Source organism: Xanthomonas hortorum pv. pelargonii (assembly GCF_024499015.1).
In the GTDB taxonomy this organism is placed as follows: domain Bacteria; phylum Pseudomonadota; class Gammaproteobacteria; order Xanthomonadales; family Xanthomonadaceae; genus Xanthomonas; species Xanthomonas hortorum_B.
This window is the reverse complement of record NZ_CP098604.1, coordinates 2,964,713-2,985,261: the sequence shown is the minus strand read 5'-3', so window position 1 is coordinate 2,985,261 and position 20,549 is coordinate 2,964,713. Positions and strand designations below refer to the sequence as shown.

The following is a 20,549-nucleotide window of genomic DNA, read 5'->3' as shown; positions in this document are numbered from 1 at the left end:
ACCCTAGCAATGGCGACCGCCCGAAGAAGCGCGCAACATCGGAATCACGAACTTCGCTTCGTCAGGTACGCAGCCGCCGTGACGCAATGCCCGAAACGGCGGCGCCATCGTGCAGATGGGCGCTCGCAAACGGCCGACAGTCACTGGCGGATCGTTGGCAGCCACCGTCATCGCCCTTGCGCTCGACCGACGCCAGCCAACGATGCCACACCGGCGCCGAGTTGCCTCCCAACCCGGCGGCCGTGACGCGGCGTCAATGCGCCGGTTTTTTCCCGCGCAGCTTCTGGAACAGCATCACCGCGCCCAGCACGATCGCGCCAGCGACCACGCCAACCAGCATGTTGCCCAGTGCATCGACCAACCAACCCATGCCGCCAGCCGACTTGGTCAGGTCCTGCACGACATGGTGCAGCGCCGGGATGTTGTGCACCAGGATGCCGCCGCCAACCAGGAACATCGCCAGCGTGCCGGCCACCGACAGGAACTTCATCAGCCACGGTGCGGCCACCAGAATGCCGCGACCCAGTGCCGCCAACGCCGCGCCCTTCTTGCTCAGGTACAGGCCCAGGTCGTCCAGCTTGACGATGGCCGCGACCAGGCCGTACACACCGATCGTCATCGCCAGCGCGATCGCCACCAGTACCGCGACCTGCTGGCCGAACGACACCCCGGCCACCACGCCCAGCGACAGCACGATGATCTCTGCCGACAGGATGAAGTCGGTGCGGATCGCGCCCTTGACCTTGTCCTTCTCCAGCGCCACCACGTCCACGCTCTCGTCGGCCAGCGCGCGGGTGCGTTCGGCATGCCGCTGCGCTTCTTCTTCCTCGTTATGCAGGAACTTGTGCGCCAGCTTCTCCACGCCCTCGAAGCACAGGTAGGCGCCGCCGATCATCATCAGCGGCATCACCAGCGGCACGTTGTAGCCGCGCCCGCGCAGCCAGGCTTCCAGCGCGCTGATCGCCAGCGCCGCCGGCACCAGGATCACCTTGTTGACCAGCGAGCCCTTGGCCACCGCCCATACCACCGGCAATTCGCGGTCGGCGGTCACGCCGGTCACCTGCTGCGCGTTGAGCGCCAGATCGTCGCCGAGCACGCCGGCGGTCTTCTTGGCCGCGACCTTGGTCAGGATGGAAACGTCGTCCAGCAGGGTGGCGATGTCGTCAAGCAGGGTGAACAGGCTGGCACCGGCCATGCGGGGGTCCTTCGTGGGTGGCGCTGAATTCTCGCCGATCCAGCGCCCGCATGGGGTGATGGCTTGCGTCGGATTCACCACGTCACCACCCAGCGCTGGCCACACTCAGCGATTGCACGAGTGCCGGAGATGGCCTTGAGTCCGAACGATCCTTCCCGCACGCCGGCCCAGGCCGCGATCCCGGCCGATAACGCCGTGGTGGGCGGCATGAGCCGGCGTACACAGATCCTGCGCCTGTTGCTGCGCTATCGCGGCTCGGGCGTGTTTGCCGGCATGAACCTGGACCCGGCGGCGATCAACGAGTACGAAGTGCCTGCCGAAGGCACCCCGGACCAATTCGTCTCCGATCTGGAGGCACTCGGCCCCACCTTCGTCAAACTGGGCCAGATGCTGTCCACGCGCCCGGACATCGTGCCGCCGGAATTCGCCACCGCGCTGGAGCGCATGCAGGAAAACACCAATTCGGTGCCGGTGGAGCGCATCCGCCAGATCATCGAAGAAGAACTCGGCGTCTCGGTCAACAAGGCCTTCTCGTTTTTCGATCCGGTGCCGCTGGGCTGCGCCTCGCTGGCGCAGGTGCACCGCGCCGCGTTGCGCGACGGCACCCCGGTGGCGATCAAGGTGCAAAAGCCCGAAGTGGCCGCACAGGTGCGCTCGGACCTGGACGTGCTCAAGAGCTTTGCCACTGCCGCCGACCGGCTGACCGGCATCGGCCGGCGCGTGCGCTTTGCCGACTGGCTGGGCGAATTCGGCAAGACCCTGCGCGCCGAACTCAATTACGAGGACGAAGCCGAAACGCTGGTGCGCTTCGGCAAGCACCTCAAGCCGTTTCCGATGCTGTGGATCCCGCAGCCGATCTGGGACCTGAGCAGCCGCAAGGTGCTCACCATGCAGCTGGCCGAAGGCGTGCGCGTGGACAAGATCTCCGGCCTGCGTCGCACCGAACAGCCGATGGACACCCTGGCCGCGGAGCTGGTCAAGGGCTATCTGGATCAGATGTTCGTGCATGGCGAAATCCATGCCGACCCGCATCCGGGCAACCTGCGCGTGCTGCAGGACGGGCGCCTGGCGATCTTCGACCTGGGCATGGTGGCGCACGTGCCGCCGCGCCTGCGCGAGCGCTTGCTCAAGCTGCTGTTCGCCGCCGTCGATGGCCGCGGCGAAGAAGTCGCCGAAGAGACCATCGCGCTCAGCACGCGGCTGGAGGATTACGACGAAGACCGCTACCAGCGCGAGACCGGGCAGATGATCGCCCGCTACGCCGCGCACGACGCCACCTCCGAAGGCCGCGTGGTGCTGGATCTGGTGCGCATCGCCACCGCCAATGGCCTGCGCACGCCGCCGGAGTTGAGCCTGCTCGGCAAGACGCTATTGAATCTGGAAGGCGTGTGCCGCGCGTTGTCGCCCACCCTGGATACGCGCCGCATCGTCGAGCGCCATCTGCAGCACGTGATGCGTGCGCGCCTGAAAAAATCCCTGTCCGCCGCCAACCTGGCCAGCGAGGCGATGGAACTGCAGCATCTGGTGCGCGAAGGGCCGCGGCGCATGTCCGAGATCCTCTCGCTGGCCGCAGAAAACCGCCTGCAGATGCGCGTCACCGGGCTGGAAGAATCGCATCTGATGGAAAGCCTGCAGAAGATCGCCAACCGGGTGGCGGCCGGCATCGTGACGGCGGCGCTGATCATGGCCTCGGCGCAGATGATGCGCATCGAAACCGGGCTGAAACTGTGGGGCTATCCGGCGATTGCGATGGTGCTGTTCCTGCTCGGGGTCTTCCTGGGTCTGGGCATCGTGCTTAGCGCGTTGTTCTTCGACCGCCGCGTGCGTGCGCGCGAGGAACGCGGGCACCGATAGCGCCACACACAAACCACCCCCATGCGTAGGAGCGCACCCGGGCGCGACATGGCTCCACCAGGCGTCGCTTGCCAAGACCGCCGCGTCCAGCGGTCGGGCGATGTGGCGCTATCGAGACGTCGCCTATGTGCGAGAAGCACGGCAGGTGCGGAATGCAGAGACCGCGAATCTCCAGCGAGCGCCACCGCGACCAGGTGATCGTCAGCGCGCGCGCTGTGCCGCGTTGCAGCAGGCGCTCGACTCCAGCAAACATTTCAGTCAGCTTCAGCGCGGCATAGTCCGTCATCCGGGTGTCACATTGCAGGTGGCGCACAGGACAGGCGAGCAAGGCGTCCGGTACGCGCTCGCATCATTCCCCCACGGACGCTGCCGCATGCATTGGATGTTGTTGTTCTCGTTGTTGCTGTTGCTTTGGTTGTTGGTCGCCTCGCCGCGTCTGGCGTGGCTGAAGGCTGGCCTGCTGTCGTTGCTGTTGCTGCTGCTTAGCGCCTGGGGTCTGGTCGACCGGCTCAGTGGCGATGGCATCAACGCCGCAACGCTGTACCACCTGCGCGCCGACATGGACGGCGCCGGGGTAAGCGATTTTTCCGGCTACATCGCCGTGTTCATCGGCATGGTGCTGCTGTCGCTCAGCCCGCTGGTGCTGCTCAAGGTGCGGCGTTTCCGTCGCCCGCGCGGAGGCGGCGCGGTGTTCGCTGCGTTCGTGACGATGTTGCTGGTCAGCATCGCGGTCAGCCCGCTGTATCGCGATGGCAAGCGCCTGTACTACCAGTTGCGCCCGGTGGATTACGCCACCGTGGTGCCGGAATATCTGGTACCGCAGCAGCCGTTACAGAAGCGCAAGAACATCGTGTGGATCTACGGCGAAAGTCTGGAACGCACCTACTTCGACGAAGACGTGTTTCCCGGCCTGATGCCGAACCTGCGCGCGCTGGCCACCGAGGCGGTGGACGTGCGCAACCTCACCTCCACCGAAGGCAGCGGCTGGACCATCGCCGGCATGGTCGCCTCGATGTGCGGCGTGCCGCTGACCACCGCGCCCGGTGATGAAAACAGCATGGGCCGCATGGGCCTGTTTCTGCCCGAGGCGCGCTGCCTGGGCGACTATCTCAAGGATCAGGGCTACCGCAATCACTATGTCGGCGGCGCCGATGCCAGCTTTGCCGGCAAGGGCAGTTTTCTGTCCAGCCATGGTTTCGATGTGGTGCACGACGTCAGCTATTTCCGCGACAAGGGCGTGGCGCCGAAACATTTTTCCGCCTGGGGCGTGCACGACGATGTGCTGCTGGACGATGCCTGGGACAGCTTCCAGACGCTGTCGCGCGCCGGCCAGCCGTTCATGCTCACCACGCTGACCATGGACACCCACCATCCTGCCGGGCACTTGCCACTGGCATGCAAGGGCCAGCACTACGACAGCGCGCTGGGCGACATCGGTTTGTTGCATGCGATCAAGTGCAGCGATCGGTTGATCGGCGAGCTGGTCGCGCGCATTCGCAACAGCCGCTACGGCAAGAACACCATTATCGTGATCGCCTCCGATCACCTGGCGATGCCCAACGATCTCAGCGATGTACTCGCCAAGCAGAAGCGCGAAAACCTGCTGCTGTTCCTGGGCAAGGATATCGCGCCGCAGCAAGTGGTCACGCGCGCCGGCAGCACACTGGATTCGGGTGCAACGCTGCTGCAATTGCTGGAACCGGGCATGCGTACGCTGGGCTTCGGCCGTTCGCTGCTGGCCAGCGATGCGCCGCCCAGCGCCAGCGTTGCGGCCAGTCGCGACAGCGGCAAGGACTACCCGCGCTATCTCGCCTACGCACGCACGCTATGGACCGGGCGCAGCACACGCATGCTGCGCATCAACGGCAATGGCGATGTGGTGGTGGGCGTGCAGCAGGTACGCCCGCCGGTGCTGCTGGAATACGACGAGGACACCAATCTGAAAACGGTGTATCTGGAAAACACTTCGCGCCAGTTCGATCGCACGCATACCGAAGGCACGCTGGCGTATGTGGACCGCTGCACGGCATTCGAAGACGGCTCGGCCGACGGCGACTGGTGCGCACTGGTGGTCGATCGCCAGCAGAGCATGAAGCTGTATCGCGACCCGGACCTGACCCGTGGCATCGCCGTCGATGCACCGCTGGAAGCCAGCCAGCAAGGTCCGCGCCCACGCGTGCGTCAGCCGATCATGCTCACCCAGACTGCGCGCAAGACCGAGGCCGGCCGCTACATGCTGGAGCTGTACGCTAAACGCCGGCCCACGCGTGCATTCTGGGTGGAAGCAGTGTCGTCCGAGCGCAAGGTGGTGCTGGCCCAGCAATGGGTAGTGCCCGATGCGGCGGGACGCATCCGCATGCCGGTAGGCCTGGAACATGCGGTGGAGGACCTGGAAATCCGCGCCTGGCTGGATTACACCGAAGACGTCAGCGTGGACGATCTGGCACTGGTCAAGGAAACGCCTGTCGCAGACCGCTCCTGAGTTGCGGCGCTGTACGGGCATCAGGCGTTCGCCGCTGTTGATCGGTGCGGCTGCTCAGCGCTGGTTGCTCGGTGCGGCATGTACCACGCGTACATGCCGGTTCTGAGCGTACCGTCCATAACCGTGTTGCCAATTGCGCGCGACGTTTTGTCGGTCACTTCAAGACCGTGAGATCTCGGTCGTCTTGAAACGATTGGAGGATGTGATTGGACGATGCTCATAGATCAGCTGTAAAGCCGCTGATCTGCTTGTTGGCTGCAGGGCCCTTGCCCGCCTACCATCGCGAGACACGCCGCAAGTACGTCCATGTAGGCTCTTACGCGGCATCCATGCCGCGTAAGGTCCCGCGACGGTAGGCGGGCAAGGACCAGTCGAGGGTGTCGTTTTGCACGGTTGCAAGCAATGCGCGACATTCGCTGTTCGGGTAAGGGCGTGTCCTATCAGCTTTCTAACGCAAGCCGAGCAACCAACAAGCTTTTAAGAAAGCAGCCGACCAACTTTCTGGTGCGGTGCCCTCACCGATTGCGGGACCGTGTGGCGGCATGGATGCCGCCACCGAGCCTACATGGACGTACTTGCGGCGTGTCCCGCGAGCGGTGAGGGCACCGCACCCTCGACTCGACTCGACTCGACTAACCAAGCTTTTGATCTGATCGTTTGACTGTACCCAAACAACGCGAAGCCTCGACATCCCGGCTGTTTTGGAGCAGTTGGACAGTGCGGATAGATCAGTCGTACAGCAGCTGATCTACGGCGTGGCTATGGGTCCCATCCCCGCACACTGCGTGCACTCGCAGGCTCAGTCTTCCGATGCAGGCGTGCCATCGCCTGCATCGCGCGCCACCGCCGCGCCCGCACGGCTGAAACGAATCTCCTGCGGCGATTGCGGTGCAATGCCCACGGTTTCCATCCGCTGCAGCAGCGCAAAGAACAACTCGCTGCGCACGCCATATGCATCGCGCGGGCTGCGGACATAGGCGAACGAATTGAAGTTGACGTGGCCGCCGGCCAGCGAATCGATGAACACCGCCGGCGCCGGCTCAGCCAACACCTTGGTGTGTTCGGTGAACAGTTCCAGCAACATGTCTCGCACCTTGCCCACTTCGGCTTCCAGCGGCACCGAGAACTGCAGCTGCACCCGGCCCATCGGGTTGGACAGCGTCATGTTGCGCACGCTTTTGGTGATCAATTCCGAGTTGGGCACGATCAGGGTGGAGCGGTCACCGACCTGGATTTCGGTGGCGCGCACGCTGATCTTGCGCACATCGCCCTCCTGGTCACCAATGCGCACCCAATCGCCGATCTTCACTGGCCGCTCGGCCAGCAGGATCAAACCCGACACGAAGTTCTGCGTGATCGCCTGCAAGCCGAAACCGATACCCACCGACAATGCGCTCAACACCAGCGCCAGCCGCTTCAGATCCAGCCCCAGCGCGGTCAGGCCCCAGATCGCCACGATCAGCCAACCCAGATAGCGCGCCACCGTACTGATGGAGTTGCGCGCACCGGCATCCAGCTCGGTCTTGGGCAGATAGGTGTTGAGCAGCCACTGCTGTACCACGTGCACCAGCCCCATGCCGAGCAGGAACACACACAGCGCCCTGAACACATCGCTGGGGGTGATCACCAGTTCCTTGCCAATGGGGATGCCGTGGGTAATGTTCTCCGCCCAGCCGGTCACCACATTGATGTTGGCTCCGTAAGGCGTCAGTAGCACTGCGATGCCCAACAGCACCAGCAGCACCCGCGTTGCTGCGGACATCAGCAGCCCCAGCTGGACCAGGCGTCCGCTCCCGATGCTCAGCGCATGCGACAGCGCGCGGCTGAAACGGCCGTCGGGATTGAACATCCAGCTCATCAGATCGTCGGCAAACACCACCAGCAAACCGAGCAGGCTGCAGATCAGGGTGATCCAGATGATCTGCCGCTCCACGAACAACGCCAGATTGAGGTAGCCGAACAAGGCCGATATCAGTGCGAAAATCACCGCCAGATGGCCCAGCAGCCGAATCAGCACGATGAAGCCGCCGCCCCGCGACACCACCGGCGTTGGCGCATCGCTGTCGGGATCGACCGCGCCCGCAGTCGCCGCCTGCGCCCGCAACGACAGGCTCAGGCCGGCCAGCGCCGACAGGATCAACCCCGCATACAACAACGCGGCGACCGCATCGGTGGCGGTCGTCAGCGCAGGGCTGCTGCCTGCGGCTTCACTGATCTTTGCGGCCATGCCGCTGAGCCAGATGACCGCGGCGGTAACCAGGCAATGCACGCGCAGGCGATCGACGGTGGCATCGTCCAGCGGAAACAAGCGCCAGCTGGGCTGGTGCTTCATCAGCAGGCTTGCACTGAGCGAACCGACAAAGGCGGCCACCAGACTGACGGCGACAAACCCGGTCAGCAGTTGATCCAGATCGTCCGGCAGCTCGCCGAGCGCGCGGATGCCTTCAACCAGCACGAACGCCGCAATCCCCAGGCTAAGCGTACCGACCAGCAAGAACCACAATGCCAGCCCGGAGCGTCGCAGGCGTCCGCCGGGCGCACGCGAGGCTGCGTAACGGCGCCCCAGGTGGCGCAGGAAGATCCGCATCGGGATTGCCAGCAGTAACGCGATCACGGCGGCGGTGATCAGCCCGCCCATGCCGTTGGCTGCAGTTCCCGCCTGCACCATCTGCACCGTCTTGGCGGAGAGCGCCTGCAGACGGGCACGATCGTCAGGCCATTGCTGTGCGATCTGGTTCCACAATGTCGGCGACAGCGGCGAGGCGACACGCGTGGAGAGCTGCACGCTGAAGCGTTGCACCCGTTCGCGTTCGAGCCGATCGGCCAGGTCCTTGGCATTGGAGACCAGCAGTGTGGCGCGCTTGAACTCGGCATCCAGCCGATCGCGCTGCTTGGTCAGCGACTGGCGCTGCTCGCGCAAGTCGTTCGGTTCGTTCTTTTGAGCGACGCCCAGCCCCTCCAGCCGCACGTTGAGTTCCTTCAGCGGCGGCTCCAGCGTGCGTACCAGATCCTGCGCCTGCCGCTGCGCGCCGGTGACATCGTCGGTCAGCTTGCCGAGCTGGTCCTTATCGGCCTTGTCCATGCCGGTGTCGGCCTGGCTCAGCACCTTCTGCATGCTGTCCAGCTGGGTCTGCGCGTTCTCCAGCAGCGTGTCGTCGTCCTGCGCCACTGCGGCGCCCACGCACACCATCCATAAAGCAGCCAGCAACAGCACACGCCGCAACACGCCGCGATGGGCACCCAGAGCAAATCGAAATTCAGACACAGGCAGGCATTGGACAAGCGCGGACTACCGCAGTGACGGCATCTTAATCCACTGCTTCGGGTACAGCCGATCGCTGCTGCCGTGAGGATTCAGTCTGGCAGAGCTCGCCAGTGTGGACTGGCACTCCGCGATTGGCGGTTCGTGCGCGACAGCTGCGGCACAGCTGGCAGCCGCAGGGGGGATGGACGCCCCACCCATCCCGACCTGCGCATGAACGCTGTGCAGCTTGTCACCTCGCGGCAACGGTGCGCTGTCGCAGAATCGAGTCACCGCTACGGCAGACGCAGCGGATGACCGCGAAGGAGACACTCTATGCAGATTCAGATCCAGACCGACAAGCACGTGCCGCATGACCCCTCTGTCGTGCAGCATGTCGAGAAGACCTGCTCCGCCCAGCTGGCGCATTTCGCCAACGACATCACCCGCGTCGAAGTGCATTTGCGCGATGAAAACGGTCAACGCGGCGGCGCGGCGGATCGAACCTGCAGCATCGAGGCACACGTCGCCGGCCTGCCGCCGATCGCGGCCACCAATAGCGCCGAAACCACCGCTTCCGCCGTCACCGGCGCCGCGCGCAAGCTGCGTACCGCCATCGAACATGCGCGCGGCAAGCAGCACGCCAAGGCGACCGCACCGCCGCCGGACATGCTCTGATCTGAGCATCCGAGCTACGGCAGGGCCGCATTACGCCCCTGCCGTGCCAAACCGAAAAGAACATCGGCCCGCTGCGGTGACACTGCAGCGGGCCGCTTAGCTAAGCGAGGTGGAGGCACCAGCCACTGCGAGCTGGCGCTTGGACGCCGTCGTTTACGGCACTACTTGCCGCAACCATGCGTGATGGCCTGCGCTTGCGCAACAACGCGGCATCAACGTTTTGCCGGCTGCCATCCGGCCTCCAAGGCTTCTCTGGAACTGCAGAACATCCGCTCGCCACGTGCGGTCGCAATGGAGGTGCGTTCGTAGTCGCGCTGACCGGGCATGTGGAAAATCTTTTCTCCCTTGCCAGAGATATTCCCTTTGATCTTGCAACCCGCGATGCCAACAGTCGATGCGTGGGATGACGCCTTCACCGAAGACGCGCGTTTGGCGCGTCGGAAGTCCGATGGCATCTGAAAGGACCCGCTCCAGATGTTGCGCTCCTGCTGCTGGGCAATGCGTTCGTCTGCGACGAAGGAGGTGGCGTATTGGCGATACGCCACTGCCCAACCCGAGCGGACCATCCAGCCGTTGAGGGACTGTCCCTGGACAAAGCACTCCGCAACGATCCTTCCATAGCGATCCATGTCATGCGGTTCACAACGCACGGTTTTGTCCAGCAGATGGCTGTCCAGCGCTGCGGCTGAGCGTCGGCCACACGGCCAGGCGCGCCCGTCCTTGGCTGTGCACTGCTGTGCGCTTTCCGGGGCATCGATGCCCCAAAGACGGATGCGCTTTTGAGCGACGGTGATGGTGTCTCCGTCGGTCACCGTCGCGCGGCCGCTGAGCTCTTGTGCGAAAACGGATGAAGCAATAAACGCAAGCGAAAAAAACAACGAACATCTGAACAACATCAACAGCAACTTCCTTCAAGAAATCGGCAACGCGCGGTCCTTTCTGCTCGCCTTGTTGGCAACGCTTCAGCCGGTTGGCTGTGTCAGGTCGGCTCCGTCGGCCTGATCGCTGGCAAGCAATGGATGCGTGCCAAAACGGCCCGGCACTGTAGCGGGAAGCGGCTGCGAAAGGGAGCGCGATTCCCATCCCCTTGCCGCCAGGCTGACGTTCTTCCGGCCGCCGATGACCAGGTGGTCAAGCGCTCCGATGTCGAGCAGGTCCGGTGATTGCTGCAGGCGCTCAATGAGCTTGCGGTCGGCTACGGGTTGAGCGAGCGGACAACAACCAGCCGGCCGCCGGCGCTGTCTGGCGGGGGTGAGGCCGGCGCACCTGCGAAGGTGGATCCGCATACTCGTCCCTGTCCTGGGGCTAGCGCCCTCATCCATGCCCCCAATCACGACGGATTCGAGTGAATCGAGGTGGACACACAAGGACCCACAGGCAACAAAAAAACCCCCGATTTCTCAGGGGTTTTGGACTTTCTTGGATGTCCCCGGAGGGACCATCTGGTGCGCCCGGAGGGATTCGAACCCCCGACCAATGGCTTCGGAAGCCACTACTCTATCCGGCTGAGCTACGAGCGCCTGGCCGCGCATTATGCCAGAACAGGCGCCCAGGTGACGGCCTGGCGGGGTCCAGCCTGTGGGAAACGCCCGGAGCACGCGGCGCTTGCCCGGCCAGCGGCCATGCCGGCCCATCTTCGCCCAGACCATTGGCTCATGGCCGCGCCACGCCCAGCGCGCATCGGTGGCGGGCTCGACCACCAGCCAGCGCATGACCGCATCCAAGCCGCACTGCTACCCTTTGCGGCATGAGCAAGCATGCTGTCGAACACGTGCCCGTTGCGGCCGCGCTGACCTGGCCGCAGCGACTGGGCCAGTACTGGAAGTTGATCCGCGGCGATCGCCCGATCGGCAGCCTGTTGCTGCTCTGGCCCACCTGGTGGGCGCTGTGGCTGGCTGCCGATGGCCTGCCGCCGTTATGGACGCTGTGCGTGTTCACCGCCGGGGTCTGGCTGACCCGCTCGGCCGGTTGCGTGATCAACGACTACGCCGACCGCTGGCTGGACCCGCATGTGGAGCGCACCAAGTCGCGTCCGCTGGCCACCGGCGCTGTGTCCGGGCGCGAGGCGCTGTGGGTGTTCGTGGTGCTGATGCTGGTGGCGTTCGCGCTGGTGCTCACGCTCAACTGGCTGACCGTGGCGCTGAGCGTGCCGGGCGTGTTTCTGGCCGCCAGCTATCCCTATCTCAAGCGCCACACCCACCTGCCCCAGGTCTATCTGGGCATGGCGTTCGGCTGGGGTATCCCGATGGCGTTCGCGGCAGTGCAAGGCAGCGTACCGCCACTGGCCTGGCTGCTGTATGCGGCCAATATCCTGTGGGCCACCGCGTACGACACCTGGTACGCCATGGTCGACCGCGAGGACGACATCCGCATGGGCAGCAAGTCGACCGCCATCCTGTTCGGCAAGTTCGATCTGGTTGCACAAGGCGTGCTGTATGCATTGATGTTCGCGGCCCTGGTGCTGGTGGGCCTACGTGCCGGACTCGCCACCGCTTACTGGGCCGGGCTGGGCATCGCCGCGCTGCTGGTGGCCTACGAATTCCGCATCGCCCGCCATCGCGAACGCGGCCCCTGCTTCCGCGCCTTCCTGCACAACAACTGGGTAGGCCTGGCGATCTTCGTCGGCATCGCCGCGGCGCTGGCGTTGCGCTGACGGTCAGATGCGGCAATCGCGTCGCTAGTTAAGCCCGGGACGAGAAGGCACTGTTTGCGCGCCACTGGCGCGCGCGCTTGGAGCGCCCACGTCGCAGACGCGGGCTGAAGCGCGGAGCGGGGTTTGGGGTACGGCGTGGTTCCACTTGTCAGGTGCCGGCTTCGGTGGGATGCGACAGCGCGACCGGGAATCGGCTCCTCGGCTCGGTCAGACATCCTGTCTGACTCGCCGCCGCGACACATCCCTGTGCCGCTCTCCGCCAATCCCCGGTCACGCTGTCGCTTCGGCACGTCATTTTCATGACTTAGGTGGGCTCGCGACTTGATGACCAGTCGCATCAAACAGTGCGGGCGAAGCCACACGGTGCAGGCTACAACGCGCAAGCCAAGCCTCACGGCACCCGCGCGCATACCCACGCATCCACCCGCTGCACACCCGCGTGCCGCAACGCCTGCGCGGCCGCATGCAGCGTGGCACCGGTCGTCATCACGTCGTCCACCAAGGCCACATGCGCTGGCAACACGCCGCGCGCCACGAACGCATCCCGCACATTGCGTTGGCGTTCGTCCGCATCCAGCTCCGATTGCGGTGCGGTCGCCCGCACGCGGCGCAATAACGGCAGGCAGGGCAACCGCAGCGCGCGGCCAATCGGTTTGGCCAGCTCCAACGCCTGGTCGTAGCCGCGCTGGCGCAGGCGCTGCCGATGCAGGCTCACCGGCACCAGCGCCTGTGGGCGCGGCAAGTCCGCACAGCGTTTGGCCATCAACTCGCTGAGCAAGCGCCCGGCCGGTAGATCCTGATGAAACTTGAAACGCCGCAGCAAGCCATCCACCGGCCAGCGATAGGTGAAGCACGCATGCACGCGCTGCAGCGGTGGCGGGTGCTGCAGGCAGTGTCCACATCGCAGCGCTCCATCGGAAACATATAACTGCGTCGCGCAACACAGGCAGGCGTGGCCGTGATCTGGCAGGGCGGCGCGGCATGCCGGGCACAGATCGCAATCGGCAGTGCCGGCCTCTGCACAGACCAGGCACACGCTCGGCAACAGCAGCCGCAACACCCGTTGCGGCCACCTGTAAACCGAGCGCACCCCATCGAAGTTGACAGCCTCTTGCATGCTCACCAGACTGCCTGCCTTCCAAGCCGCTGACTGTCAGGAAACCCCAATGTCTGTTGTCGTACGCCATGACTGGGATCGCAAAGAGCTGCAGGCGCTGTTCGATCTGCCGTTTCCGGAGCTGCTGCACCGCGCCGCCAGCGTGCACCGCGCCCATTTCGATCCGGCCGAAGTGCAGGTTTCCACGCTGTTGTCGGTCAAGACCGGCGGCTGCCCGGAAGACTGCGCGTACTGCCCGCAGGCGCAGCGCTACGACACCGGCGTGACCGCGCAGAAGCTGATGGAGACCGAAGAGGTCGTCGCCAAGGCGCGGCAGGCCAAGGCCGCCGGCGCCTCGCGTTTTTGCATGGGCGCGGCCTGGCGCTCGCCCAAGGAGCGCGATATCCCCAAGGTCGCGGCGATGATCCGCGAGGTCAAGGCGATGGGCCTGGAGACCTGCGCCACGCTCGGCATGCTCGACGCCGGCCAGGCGCGCGCGCTCAAGGACGCCGGGCTGGACTACTACAACCACAATCTGGACACCGCGCCGGATTACTACGATTCGATCATCCACACCCGCCAGTACCAGGACCGCCTGAACACCCTGGAGCACGTGCGCGATGTGGGCCTGAAGACCTGCTGCGGCGGCATCGTCGGCATGGGCGAAACCCGGGAGCACCGCGTCGGCCTGCTGCTGGCGCTGGCCACGCTGCCGTCGCATCCGGATTCGGTACCGATCAACCAGCTGGTGCAGGTCGCCGGCACGCCGTTGCATGGCACCCAGCAACTGGACCCGTTCGAGTTCGTGCGCATGATCGCGGTCGCCCGCATCGCCATGCCCAAATCGATGGTGCGCCTGTCTGCAGGCCGCGAAGCGATGAGCGATGAGCTGCAGGCACTGTGTTTCCTGGCCGGTGCCAATTCGATCTTCTACGGCGAAAAACTGCTGACCACCGGCAACCCGGACACCGAACGCGACCAGGCACTGTTCCAGCGCCTGGGCCTGCGCCCGATGCAGATCACCGTGGACGCCGCCGAGCATGACCACCCCGGCACCGTGCATGCGGACATCACCCGCGGCGCGGCCTGCGAACACGCCGCGTAACCGCAGTTCCACCCAGCCGGCACCGATCGTCGGTGCCGGCTGGGCGCGTTGAGCCGGGCACGCTACGCTAGCGGCCCTTCCCGCCGTTGAACGACTCCATGGCTCGCCCCGATCTGCACGAACGGATTTCGTCGCTGCGCAAGTTGCGTGTGGCCCAGGAACGGGTACGGGTACGGCGCCAGGTGGGCCGCCGCGATGGCGTGCGGCTGGAAATCGATGGCCGCTGGCTGACAGGTTTTTGCTCCAACGACTATCTGGGCCTGTCGCAGCAGTTCGAAGTGGTCGCCGCGTTGCAGGACGCCGCCGCGCGCGATGGTGCCGGCGCCACCGCCTCGCATCTGATCTGCGGCCACCACACCGCGCACGAAACGCTCGAACGCGAGATCGCCGACTGGCTCGGCTATCCATCGGCGCTGCTGTTCGGAAGCGGCTTTATCGCCAATCTGGCCGTGCAGCAGGCCTTGCTCAGCGAAGAAGACGATGTCTGCGTGCAGGACCGGCTCAATCACGCCAGCCTGCTCGATGCCACACGCCTGGCCGGCTGCCGGCTGCGGCGGTATCCGCATCTGGATGTGGAAGGTGCGATGCGTCAGCTCAAGGGCGCGCCCGAAGGCGCGGCGATGCTGGCCAGCGATGGCGTCTTCAGCATGGATGGTGACGTTGCGCCGCTGCGTGCATTGAGTCTGGTCGCGCGCATGCAGGAAGCGCTGTTCTACGTCGACGATGCGCATGGCGTGGGCGTGCTCGGCCCGCAAGGGCGCGGTTGCGTTGCCGATGCGGGGCTCGGCGTGGCCGAAGTGCCGCTGCAATTGGTGACCCTGGGCAAGGCGCTCGGTGGCTACGGCGCGGTCGTCGTTGGCGACGAAGCGCTGGTGCGCCATCTGGCCGAAACCGCGCGCCCGTACATCTACACCACCGCATTGCCGCCGGCACAGGTCGCCGCGACCCGGGCGGCCGTGCGCCTGGCGCGGCGCGACGACTGGCGGCGTGCGCGGCTGACCGAATTGATCGGCAGTTTTCGCGATGGCGCACGCAGGTATGGCTTCGAACTGATGGCCTCCGATACACCGATCCAGCCATTGCTGTGCGGCGAAGAATCCACGGTGATGGCGATGTCCGCTGCGCTGGAACAGGCCGGCTTTTTGATCGGTGCGATCCGCCCACCCACCGTACCCGAAGGCAAGGCGCGTCTGCGCATCACCCTGTCTGCGTTGCACACGCCGCAACAGGTGCAGGCGTTGATCGAAGCCCTGGTGCAGGCGCGCGATGTGGTGAGCCGGCAACCGCTGCGCGCCTCCGCCTGAGGGCGGCGATCGAAACGACTGCGCAACCGCCGGGCAGCGCAGCCGGTGCGCGCGGTGACATGGATCACCCGGCCACTGCAGTGCCGAACGCGCAGTCCACGCCCAGCTGACACTTGCTGGATCAGTGGCGCGGTCATGGTCATGGTCATGGTCATGCGAGCACGCAACGGAACTGGCTCGAATCCCAGGGTCAACGCGCCACGCGCAAGCGCCATGCACTGACTCAAGACTCACAGCTCCTCCCGCGCGGATCTGTGCACGCCGATCCGTGCCGATCGGCGACAATGCGCGCATGCATATCGACGTCATCGGCCACGGGCCTGCACTGGTTCTTCTGCACGGTTGGGCGCTGCACGGCGGCGTGTTTGCACCGCTGGTGGAGCGGCTGGCGCCGCACTATCAACTGCATCTGGTAGACCTGCCCGGGCACGGTTTCAGCCGCGACGAGAGCACGCCATTTGCGCTGCCGTACGTGGTCGCCGACATCGCCGCCGCCACGCCGCCGGCAGTGTGGATCGGCTGGTCGTTGGGCGGCTTGTTCGCGCTGCATGCCGCCGCCACCCAACCGCAGGTGCGCGGGCTGGCGATGATCGCGGCCACGCCGCGGTTCGTGCGTGGCAACGATTGGCCGGAGGCGGTCGAACGCGAGGTGTTCGTGCAATTTGGCCAGGACTTGTCGCGCGATTATCGCGGCACCCTAGAGCGCTTTCTGGCGCTGGACACGCTGGGCTCGGCGCATGCCCGCGCCGAGCTGCGCAGCCTGCGCGAGACGCTGGTTGCGCGCAGCGAACCGGCCGCCGACGCCTTGCAACAAGGCCTGAGCCTGCTGGAACGCACCGACCTGCGCCGCGCGCTGCCGAAACTCGTACGCCCCAGTCTGTGGATTGCCGGCCAACGCGATCGCCTGGTTCCGGCAGCCGGCATGCACGCAGCTGCGGCCCTGGCCCCGCATGCGCAATCACTCACCATCGCCGGTGGCGGACACGCGCCGTTTCTCGGCCACGCCGATCAAGTGAGCGAGGCGCTGCAACGCTTCGTTGCGTCCGTACCGTGAGCGGATCGCCGATCATGCCAATTCACTGATCGAGGGAGCAGCGCATGGACTTGGGCATCGCCGGACGTTGGGCACTGGTCTGCGCCGCCAGCAAAGGCTTGGGGCTGGGCTGCGCACGCGCGCTGGTCAGCGAAGGGGTGAACGTGGTGATCGTCGCGCGCGGGCGCGATGCATTGGAGCAGTCGGCCGATGCGTTGCGCGCGCTGCCAGGTGCCGGCGAGGTGCGCAGCGTGGTGGCCGATATCGCCACCCCGCAGGGACGCACCGATGCGCTTGCCGCCTGCCCGCAGGTCGATATCCTAATCAACAACGCCGGTGGCCCGCCGCCCGGCGATTTTCGGCAGTGGGAACGCGAGGACTGGTTACGCGCGCTGGATGCCAACATGCTGGCGCCGATCGAACTGATCCGCGCCAGCGTCGATGCGATGCGCGCACGGCGCTTCGGCCGCATCGTCAACATCACCTCCAGCGCGGTGAAGGCGCCGATCGACATCCTGGGCCTGTCCAACGGCGCACGCGCCGGCCTCACCGGCTTCGTCGCCGGGCTGGCGCGCAGCACGGTCGCCGATAACGTCACCATCAACAATCTGCTGCCCGGCCAGTTCGCCACCGACCGGCTGCGCGGCAACTTCGCCGTGATCGCGCAACAGCAAGGCGGCACCGCCGAGGACGTCGCCGAGCGCAAGCGCGCGGGCATCCCGGCCGGGCGCTTCGGCGAGCCGGACGAATTCGGCGCTGCCTGCGCGTTTCTGTGCAGCGCGCAGGCCGGCTACATCACCGGGCAGAACCTGCTGATCGACGGCGGCAGCTACCCGGGCACGTTCTAGAGCGCGTCGGCCACGCGGAGGTTGTGGCGACCGCAGCGGACGTCGCGGTTGTTTTCGGCCACGACTCGGCGTGTCGAAACACAGTGCCGGTCCATTGCGGTCGCCACGCAGTCGCTGGCAGAGCGACCGCGTGCAGAGCTCTCCATGCCGATTGCCACGCCACACCACACATCGATTCCCTCCGCCGCGCGCAGCGGCGACAATAGCCCCGCAATGAACAGTACCTTCGACCCTCGCCACGTCCGGCGCGCCTTTGCGCGTGCCGCCAGCAGCTATGCCGCCGCCGCCGCGCTGCAGCGCGAAGCGGAAACGCGCCTGCTCGAATCGCTCGACTACTTTGACGACCAGCTGCCCAAGGTGGTGCTGGATGTCGGCGCCGGCCCCGGCCATGCCAGCGGCGCGATCAAGAAACGCTGGCCCAAGGCGCAGGTGATCGCCCTGGATCAGGCCATGCCGATGCTGCGCCAGGCGCGCAAGGCCGCGGGCTGGTGGAAACCGTTCGCACAGGTCTGCGCCGATGCGCGCGCCTTGCCTGTGGCCGATGGCAGCGTGGATGTGATCTTCAGCAATCTGTGCCTGCAGTGGGTGGAAGACCTGCCGGCGGTGTTCGCCGGCTTCCGCCGCGCGCTGAGACCGGGCGGGCTGTTGCTGTGCTCCACCTTCGGCCCGGAAACACTGATCGAACTGCGCGAAGCCTTCGCCCAGGCCGACCCGGCCCCGCACGTGAGCAGGTTTCCGCCGATCGCGCAATTCGGCGATGCCTTGCTGATGTCCGGCTTCCGCGACCCGGTGCTGGACCGCGACCTGTTTACGCTGACCTATAACGACCTGCCCGCCTTGATGCGCGAGCTGCGGGCGATGGGCGCGACCAACGCGCTCAGCGATCGCCGCGCCACCCTGACCGGACGCGGCCGCTTCGCCGCCGCCAGCGCCGCCTACGAGCCGTTACGGCGGCCGGACGGCACCTTGCCCAGCTCCTGGGAAGTGATCTATGCGCACGCCTGGGCACCGGCACCGGGCGCGCCGATCCGCGAACAAGGGCACGACATCGCCAGCGTACCGTTGGCCTCGATCCCGATCCGCCGCCGCATCGACTGAGCGGCGGTACAGATCGCTGGCCGCAATACACCTGCTGCCGGTGAGACACACAATCTTGGGCCGATGCCAATGCCGACCTGTCAGGCTCGGCGGCGACACCCGGTAGAATTCATTAGTTAACGGCCGCATGTTCCTGTGACGGCTCGCCTTGTTCAACGCCTCAACCAGAGTGGCTGGCAAAACGTGGCAAGCAGTCGTCAGGTGCGTGCAGACGGCGCGGAGGAACCGGTGTGTACGTGTGCAGTACATGCAGGTTCCGAGCACCGGCAACGTCCGCCGGCTGCATCGTCGTTTTGATCCCCGCTCTTGCGTTTGCGGCTCCCGCTCCCCAATCGGCCTTCTACATGTTGAAGTGGCTCATCATCGCGCTGTTCATCGCATCGGCGCTGTACATCCATTACCGCGGTCGCGTGCGGCACCGGCTCAGCCGGCAGCTGCTGGACCATTCCACCTTCATGGCGCCGATCAACACGCTGATGTATCTGTGTTCGCGCGTGCCGACCACGCCCTTCATCGACCCCGGCAAGGAATTCCCGGAGCTGGCGCCGTTGCGCGCCAACTGGTCGCTGATCCGCGATGAAGCGGTGGCCCTGCAGCAGATGCAGAAGATCCGCGCCGCCGACGGCTACACCGACATCGGCTTCAACTCGTTTTTTCGCCGTGGCTGGAAGCGCTTCTATCTGAAGTGGTACGGCACCGCGCACCCGTCGGCGGCCGAGCTGTGCCCGCAGACCACCGCGTTGCTGAAGTCCATCCCCACGGTGAAGGCGGCGATGTTTGCCGAGTTGCCGCCAGGCAGCGAACTGCGCCCGCACCGCGACCCGTTCGCCGGGTCCATGCGCCTGCATCTGGGCCTGGCCACGCCCAACGACGACCGCTGCTTTATCGACGTCGACGGCCAGCGTCACAGCTGGCGCGATGGCGAATGGACCATGTTCGACGAGACCTATATCCACTCCGCGCGCAACGACACCGACCAGGACCGCATCATCCTGTTCTGCGACATCGAGCGCCCGATGCGCTGGCGCTGGGCGGCGGCGGTGAACCGCTTCGTCGGCCGCAGCCTGCTCTCGGCCGGCGCCTCGCCCAATCAGGAAGGCGACAAGACCGGCGGCATCAACCGCGTGTTCCGCTATTTCTACGCCGGCCGCCTGAAAGCCAAGGCCTTGAAGGAACGCAACAACCCGCTGTACCAGACGCTCAAATGGGGCATCTTCGTGCTGGTAGTGGTCGGCATCGTGTTGCTGTAGCGCCAAGACCGACCGCGTAGGAGCGCGCTTGCGTGCGATGAAGCGTTACCGAGAAAGCCTTATCGCGCGCAAGCGCGCTCCTACATAGGCATAGGTCCGGCCGCACTACCGCACCAACCACGTAGGAGCGCACCCGGGCGCGACCAAGCATTCCCGGTAGCGCCTCATCGCGCCCAGGTGCGCTCCTACGCAGGTCTAGCCCGTGCCGGTCGATGCAATCAGCGCGAGACCTGCGCGATCCATTCCTGCAGGTTGTAGTAGTTGGTGACGCGGGTGAGCTTGCCGTCGCGCACATCGAAGAACGCACCACCCGGCAGCACGTAGGTCTGCCCGTTGGCCTCCGGCAAGCCTTCGTCGGTGGTGTGGTAGACCCCGTGCACCACGTACTCGGCGCCGACCCGGGTGCCGTCCTCGTTGGCGGTGATCACGATGTCGCGCAACTGCTCGCGGTAACTGTCGTTCATGCGCTGCAGGAAGGCGGCGAATTCCGCCCGGCCGATCTCGCGCGGCCCCTGATTGAGGTCGTGCGCAACGTCGTCGGCCAGGAACGCCAACATGGCGTCCCACTCGCCGCGGTTGAATGCTTCGTAGTAGGCCTGAACCAGGCCGGTGGCGCGTTGCCGATTGCTCTCGCTCATGCTCGAACCTGCCGCTGGGAAAGCCGCATCATAGAGCGCGTCTTGCACTGCAACGTTATCGCGCGCCGCAGACC

Annotated in this window: 16 protein-coding genes, 1 tRNA gene and 2 other RNA genes; 11 read left to right on the top strand and 8 right to left on the bottom strand. The window is 65.6% G+C overall.

Annotated elements, in window-relative coordinates; all coding sequences use genetic code 11:
- Positions 1 to 253 precede the first annotated feature (253 nt).
- A complete protein-coding gene (locus NDY25_RS13085) occupies positions 254 to 1,195 on the bottom strand; it encodes a DUF808 domain-containing protein (RefSeq protein ID WP_168959108.1) in 942 nt (313 codons plus the stop codon).
- A 129-nt stretch (positions 1,196 to 1,324) separates the two neighbouring features.
- Between NDY25_RS13085 and NDY25_RS13080 the strand changes: the two genes are divergently transcribed.
- The 3 genes from NDY25_RS13080 (at position 1,325) to NDY25_RS13070 (ending at position 5,687) form a co-directional block, all read left to right on the top strand.
- The gene (locus tag NDY25_RS13080; RefSeq protein WP_104551510.1) at positions 1,325 to 3,049 is read left to right on the top strand and encodes an ABC1 kinase family protein; all 1,725 of its coding nucleotides are present in this window, start codon (positions 1,325 to 1,327) and stop codon (positions 3,047 to 3,049) included.
- Between the two features lie 373 nt (positions 3,050 to 3,422).
- Entirely contained in the window at positions 3,423 to 5,531 is a 2,109-nt protein-coding gene (locus NDY25_RS13075; protein WP_168959109.1) for a phosphoglycerol transferase I, read from the top strand.
- Positions 5,532 to 5,609: 78 nt separating this feature from the next.
- Positions 5,610 to 5,687, top strand: a non-coding RNA gene (locus NDY25_RS13070) — sX9 sRNA.
- Between the two features lie 643 nt (positions 5,688 to 6,330).
- Here the strand turns inward: NDY25_RS13070 and NDY25_RS13065 are convergent.
- Entirely contained in the window at positions 6,331 to 8,754 is a 2,424-nt protein-coding gene (locus tag NDY25_RS13065; RefSeq protein ID WP_256627993.1) for a DUF3772 domain-containing protein, read from the bottom strand.
- Positions 8,755 to 9,108: 354 nt separating this feature from the next.
- On the opposite strand from NDY25_RS13065, the gene NDY25_RS13060 reads away from it, so the two are divergent.
- The gene (locus tag NDY25_RS13060; protein WP_006451224.1) at positions 9,109 to 9,450 is read left to right on the top strand and encodes an HPF/RaiA family ribosome-associated protein; all 342 of its coding nucleotides are present in this window, start codon (positions 9,109 to 9,111) and stop codon (positions 9,448 to 9,450) included.
- Positions 9,451 to 9,662: 212 nt separating this feature from the next.
- On the opposite strand, the gene NDY25_RS13055 is transcribed toward NDY25_RS13060, so the two are convergent.
- From NDY25_RS13055 to NDY25_RS13045, 3 genes are all read right to left on the bottom strand, one after another.
- Positions 9,663 to 10,346, bottom strand: coding sequence for a thermonuclease family protein (locus tag NDY25_RS13055; RefSeq protein WP_256627992.1), 684 nt, complete (start codon positions 10,344 to 10,346; stop codon positions 9,663 to 9,665).
- A gap of 66 nt (positions 10,347 to 10,412) precedes the next feature.
- Positions 10,413 to 10,736: a JAB domain-containing protein gene (locus tag NDY25_RS23175; protein ID WP_425526342.1), complete on the bottom strand. Its 324-nt coding sequence runs from the start codon at positions 10,734 to 10,736 to the stop codon at positions 10,413 to 10,415.
- 157 nt (positions 10,737 to 10,893) lie between these two features.
- Positions 10,894 to 10,970 (bottom strand) — tRNA-Arg (locus NDY25_RS13045).
- 227 nt (positions 10,971 to 11,197) lie between these two features.
- Here NDY25_RS13045 and ubiA point away from each other — a divergent pair.
- A complete protein-coding gene (ubiA, locus tag NDY25_RS13040) occupies positions 11,198 to 12,103 on the top strand; it encodes a 4-hydroxybenzoate octaprenyltransferase (protein WP_168959110.1) in 906 nt (301 codons plus the stop codon).
- Positions 12,104 to 12,494: 391 nt separating this feature from the next.
- Here the strand turns inward: ubiA and NDY25_RS13035 are convergent, their stop codons facing one another.
- Complete coding sequence (locus tag NDY25_RS13035; RefSeq protein WP_180336574.1) at positions 12,495 to 13,220, bottom strand: ComF family protein; 726 nt, start codon at positions 13,218 to 13,220, stop codon at positions 12,495 to 12,497.
- A 49-nt stretch (positions 13,221 to 13,269) separates the two neighbouring features.
- Between NDY25_RS13035 and bioB the strand changes: the two genes are divergently transcribed.
- From bioB to bioC, 5 genes are all read left to right on the top strand, one after another.
- On the top strand, positions 13,270 to 14,304 hold the full coding sequence (gene bioB, locus NDY25_RS13030) for a biotin synthase BioB (protein ID WP_168959112.1): 1,035 nt from the start codon (positions 13,270 to 13,272) through the stop codon (positions 14,302 to 14,304).
- Positions 14,305 to 14,402: 98 nt separating this feature from the next.
- Entirely contained in the window at positions 14,403 to 15,608 is a 1,206-nt protein-coding gene (gene bioF / locus NDY25_RS13025; RefSeq protein ID WP_168959113.1) for an 8-amino-7-oxononanoate synthase, read from the top strand.
- Positions 15,609 to 15,900: 292 nt separating this feature from the next.
- The gene (gene bioH / locus NDY25_RS13020) at positions 15,901 to 16,662 is read left to right on the top strand and encodes a pimeloyl-ACP methyl ester esterase BioH (RefSeq protein WP_168959114.1); all 762 of its coding nucleotides are present in this window, start codon (positions 15,901 to 15,903) and stop codon (positions 16,660 to 16,662) included.
- A 44-nt stretch (positions 16,663 to 16,706) separates the two neighbouring features.
- Positions 16,707 to 17,489, top strand: a complete 783-nt coding sequence (locus NDY25_RS13015) for an SDR family oxidoreductase (RefSeq protein WP_168959115.1) — start codon at positions 16,707 to 16,709, stop codon at positions 17,487 to 17,489.
- Between the two features lie 213 nt (positions 17,490 to 17,702).
- The gene (gene bioC / locus NDY25_RS13010) at positions 17,703 to 18,587 is read left to right on the top strand and encodes a malonyl-ACP O-methyltransferase BioC (RefSeq protein WP_055828366.1); all 885 of its coding nucleotides are present in this window, start codon (positions 17,703 to 17,705) and stop codon (positions 18,585 to 18,587) included.
- Positions 18,588 to 18,758: 171 nt separating this feature from the next.
- On the opposite strand, the gene NDY25_RS13005 is transcribed toward bioC, so the two are convergent.
- Positions 18,759 to 18,836: non-coding RNA, sX9 sRNA (locus NDY25_RS13005), on the bottom strand.
- A 95-nt stretch (positions 18,837 to 18,931) separates the two neighbouring features.
- On the opposite strand from NDY25_RS13005, the gene lpxO reads away from it, so the two are divergent.
- Positions 18,932 to 19,837, top strand: coding sequence for a lipid A hydroxylase LpxO (gene lpxO / locus NDY25_RS13000; protein ID WP_168959116.1), 906 nt, complete (start codon positions 18,932 to 18,934; stop codon positions 19,835 to 19,837).
- Between the two features lie 218 nt (positions 19,838 to 20,055).
- Here lpxO and NDY25_RS12995 read toward each other — a convergent pair whose 3' ends face one another.
- Entirely contained in the window at positions 20,056 to 20,475 is a 420-nt protein-coding gene (locus NDY25_RS12995) for a nuclear transport factor 2 family protein (protein WP_168959117.1), read from the bottom strand.
- Positions 20,476 to 20,549 lie beyond the last annotated feature (74 nt).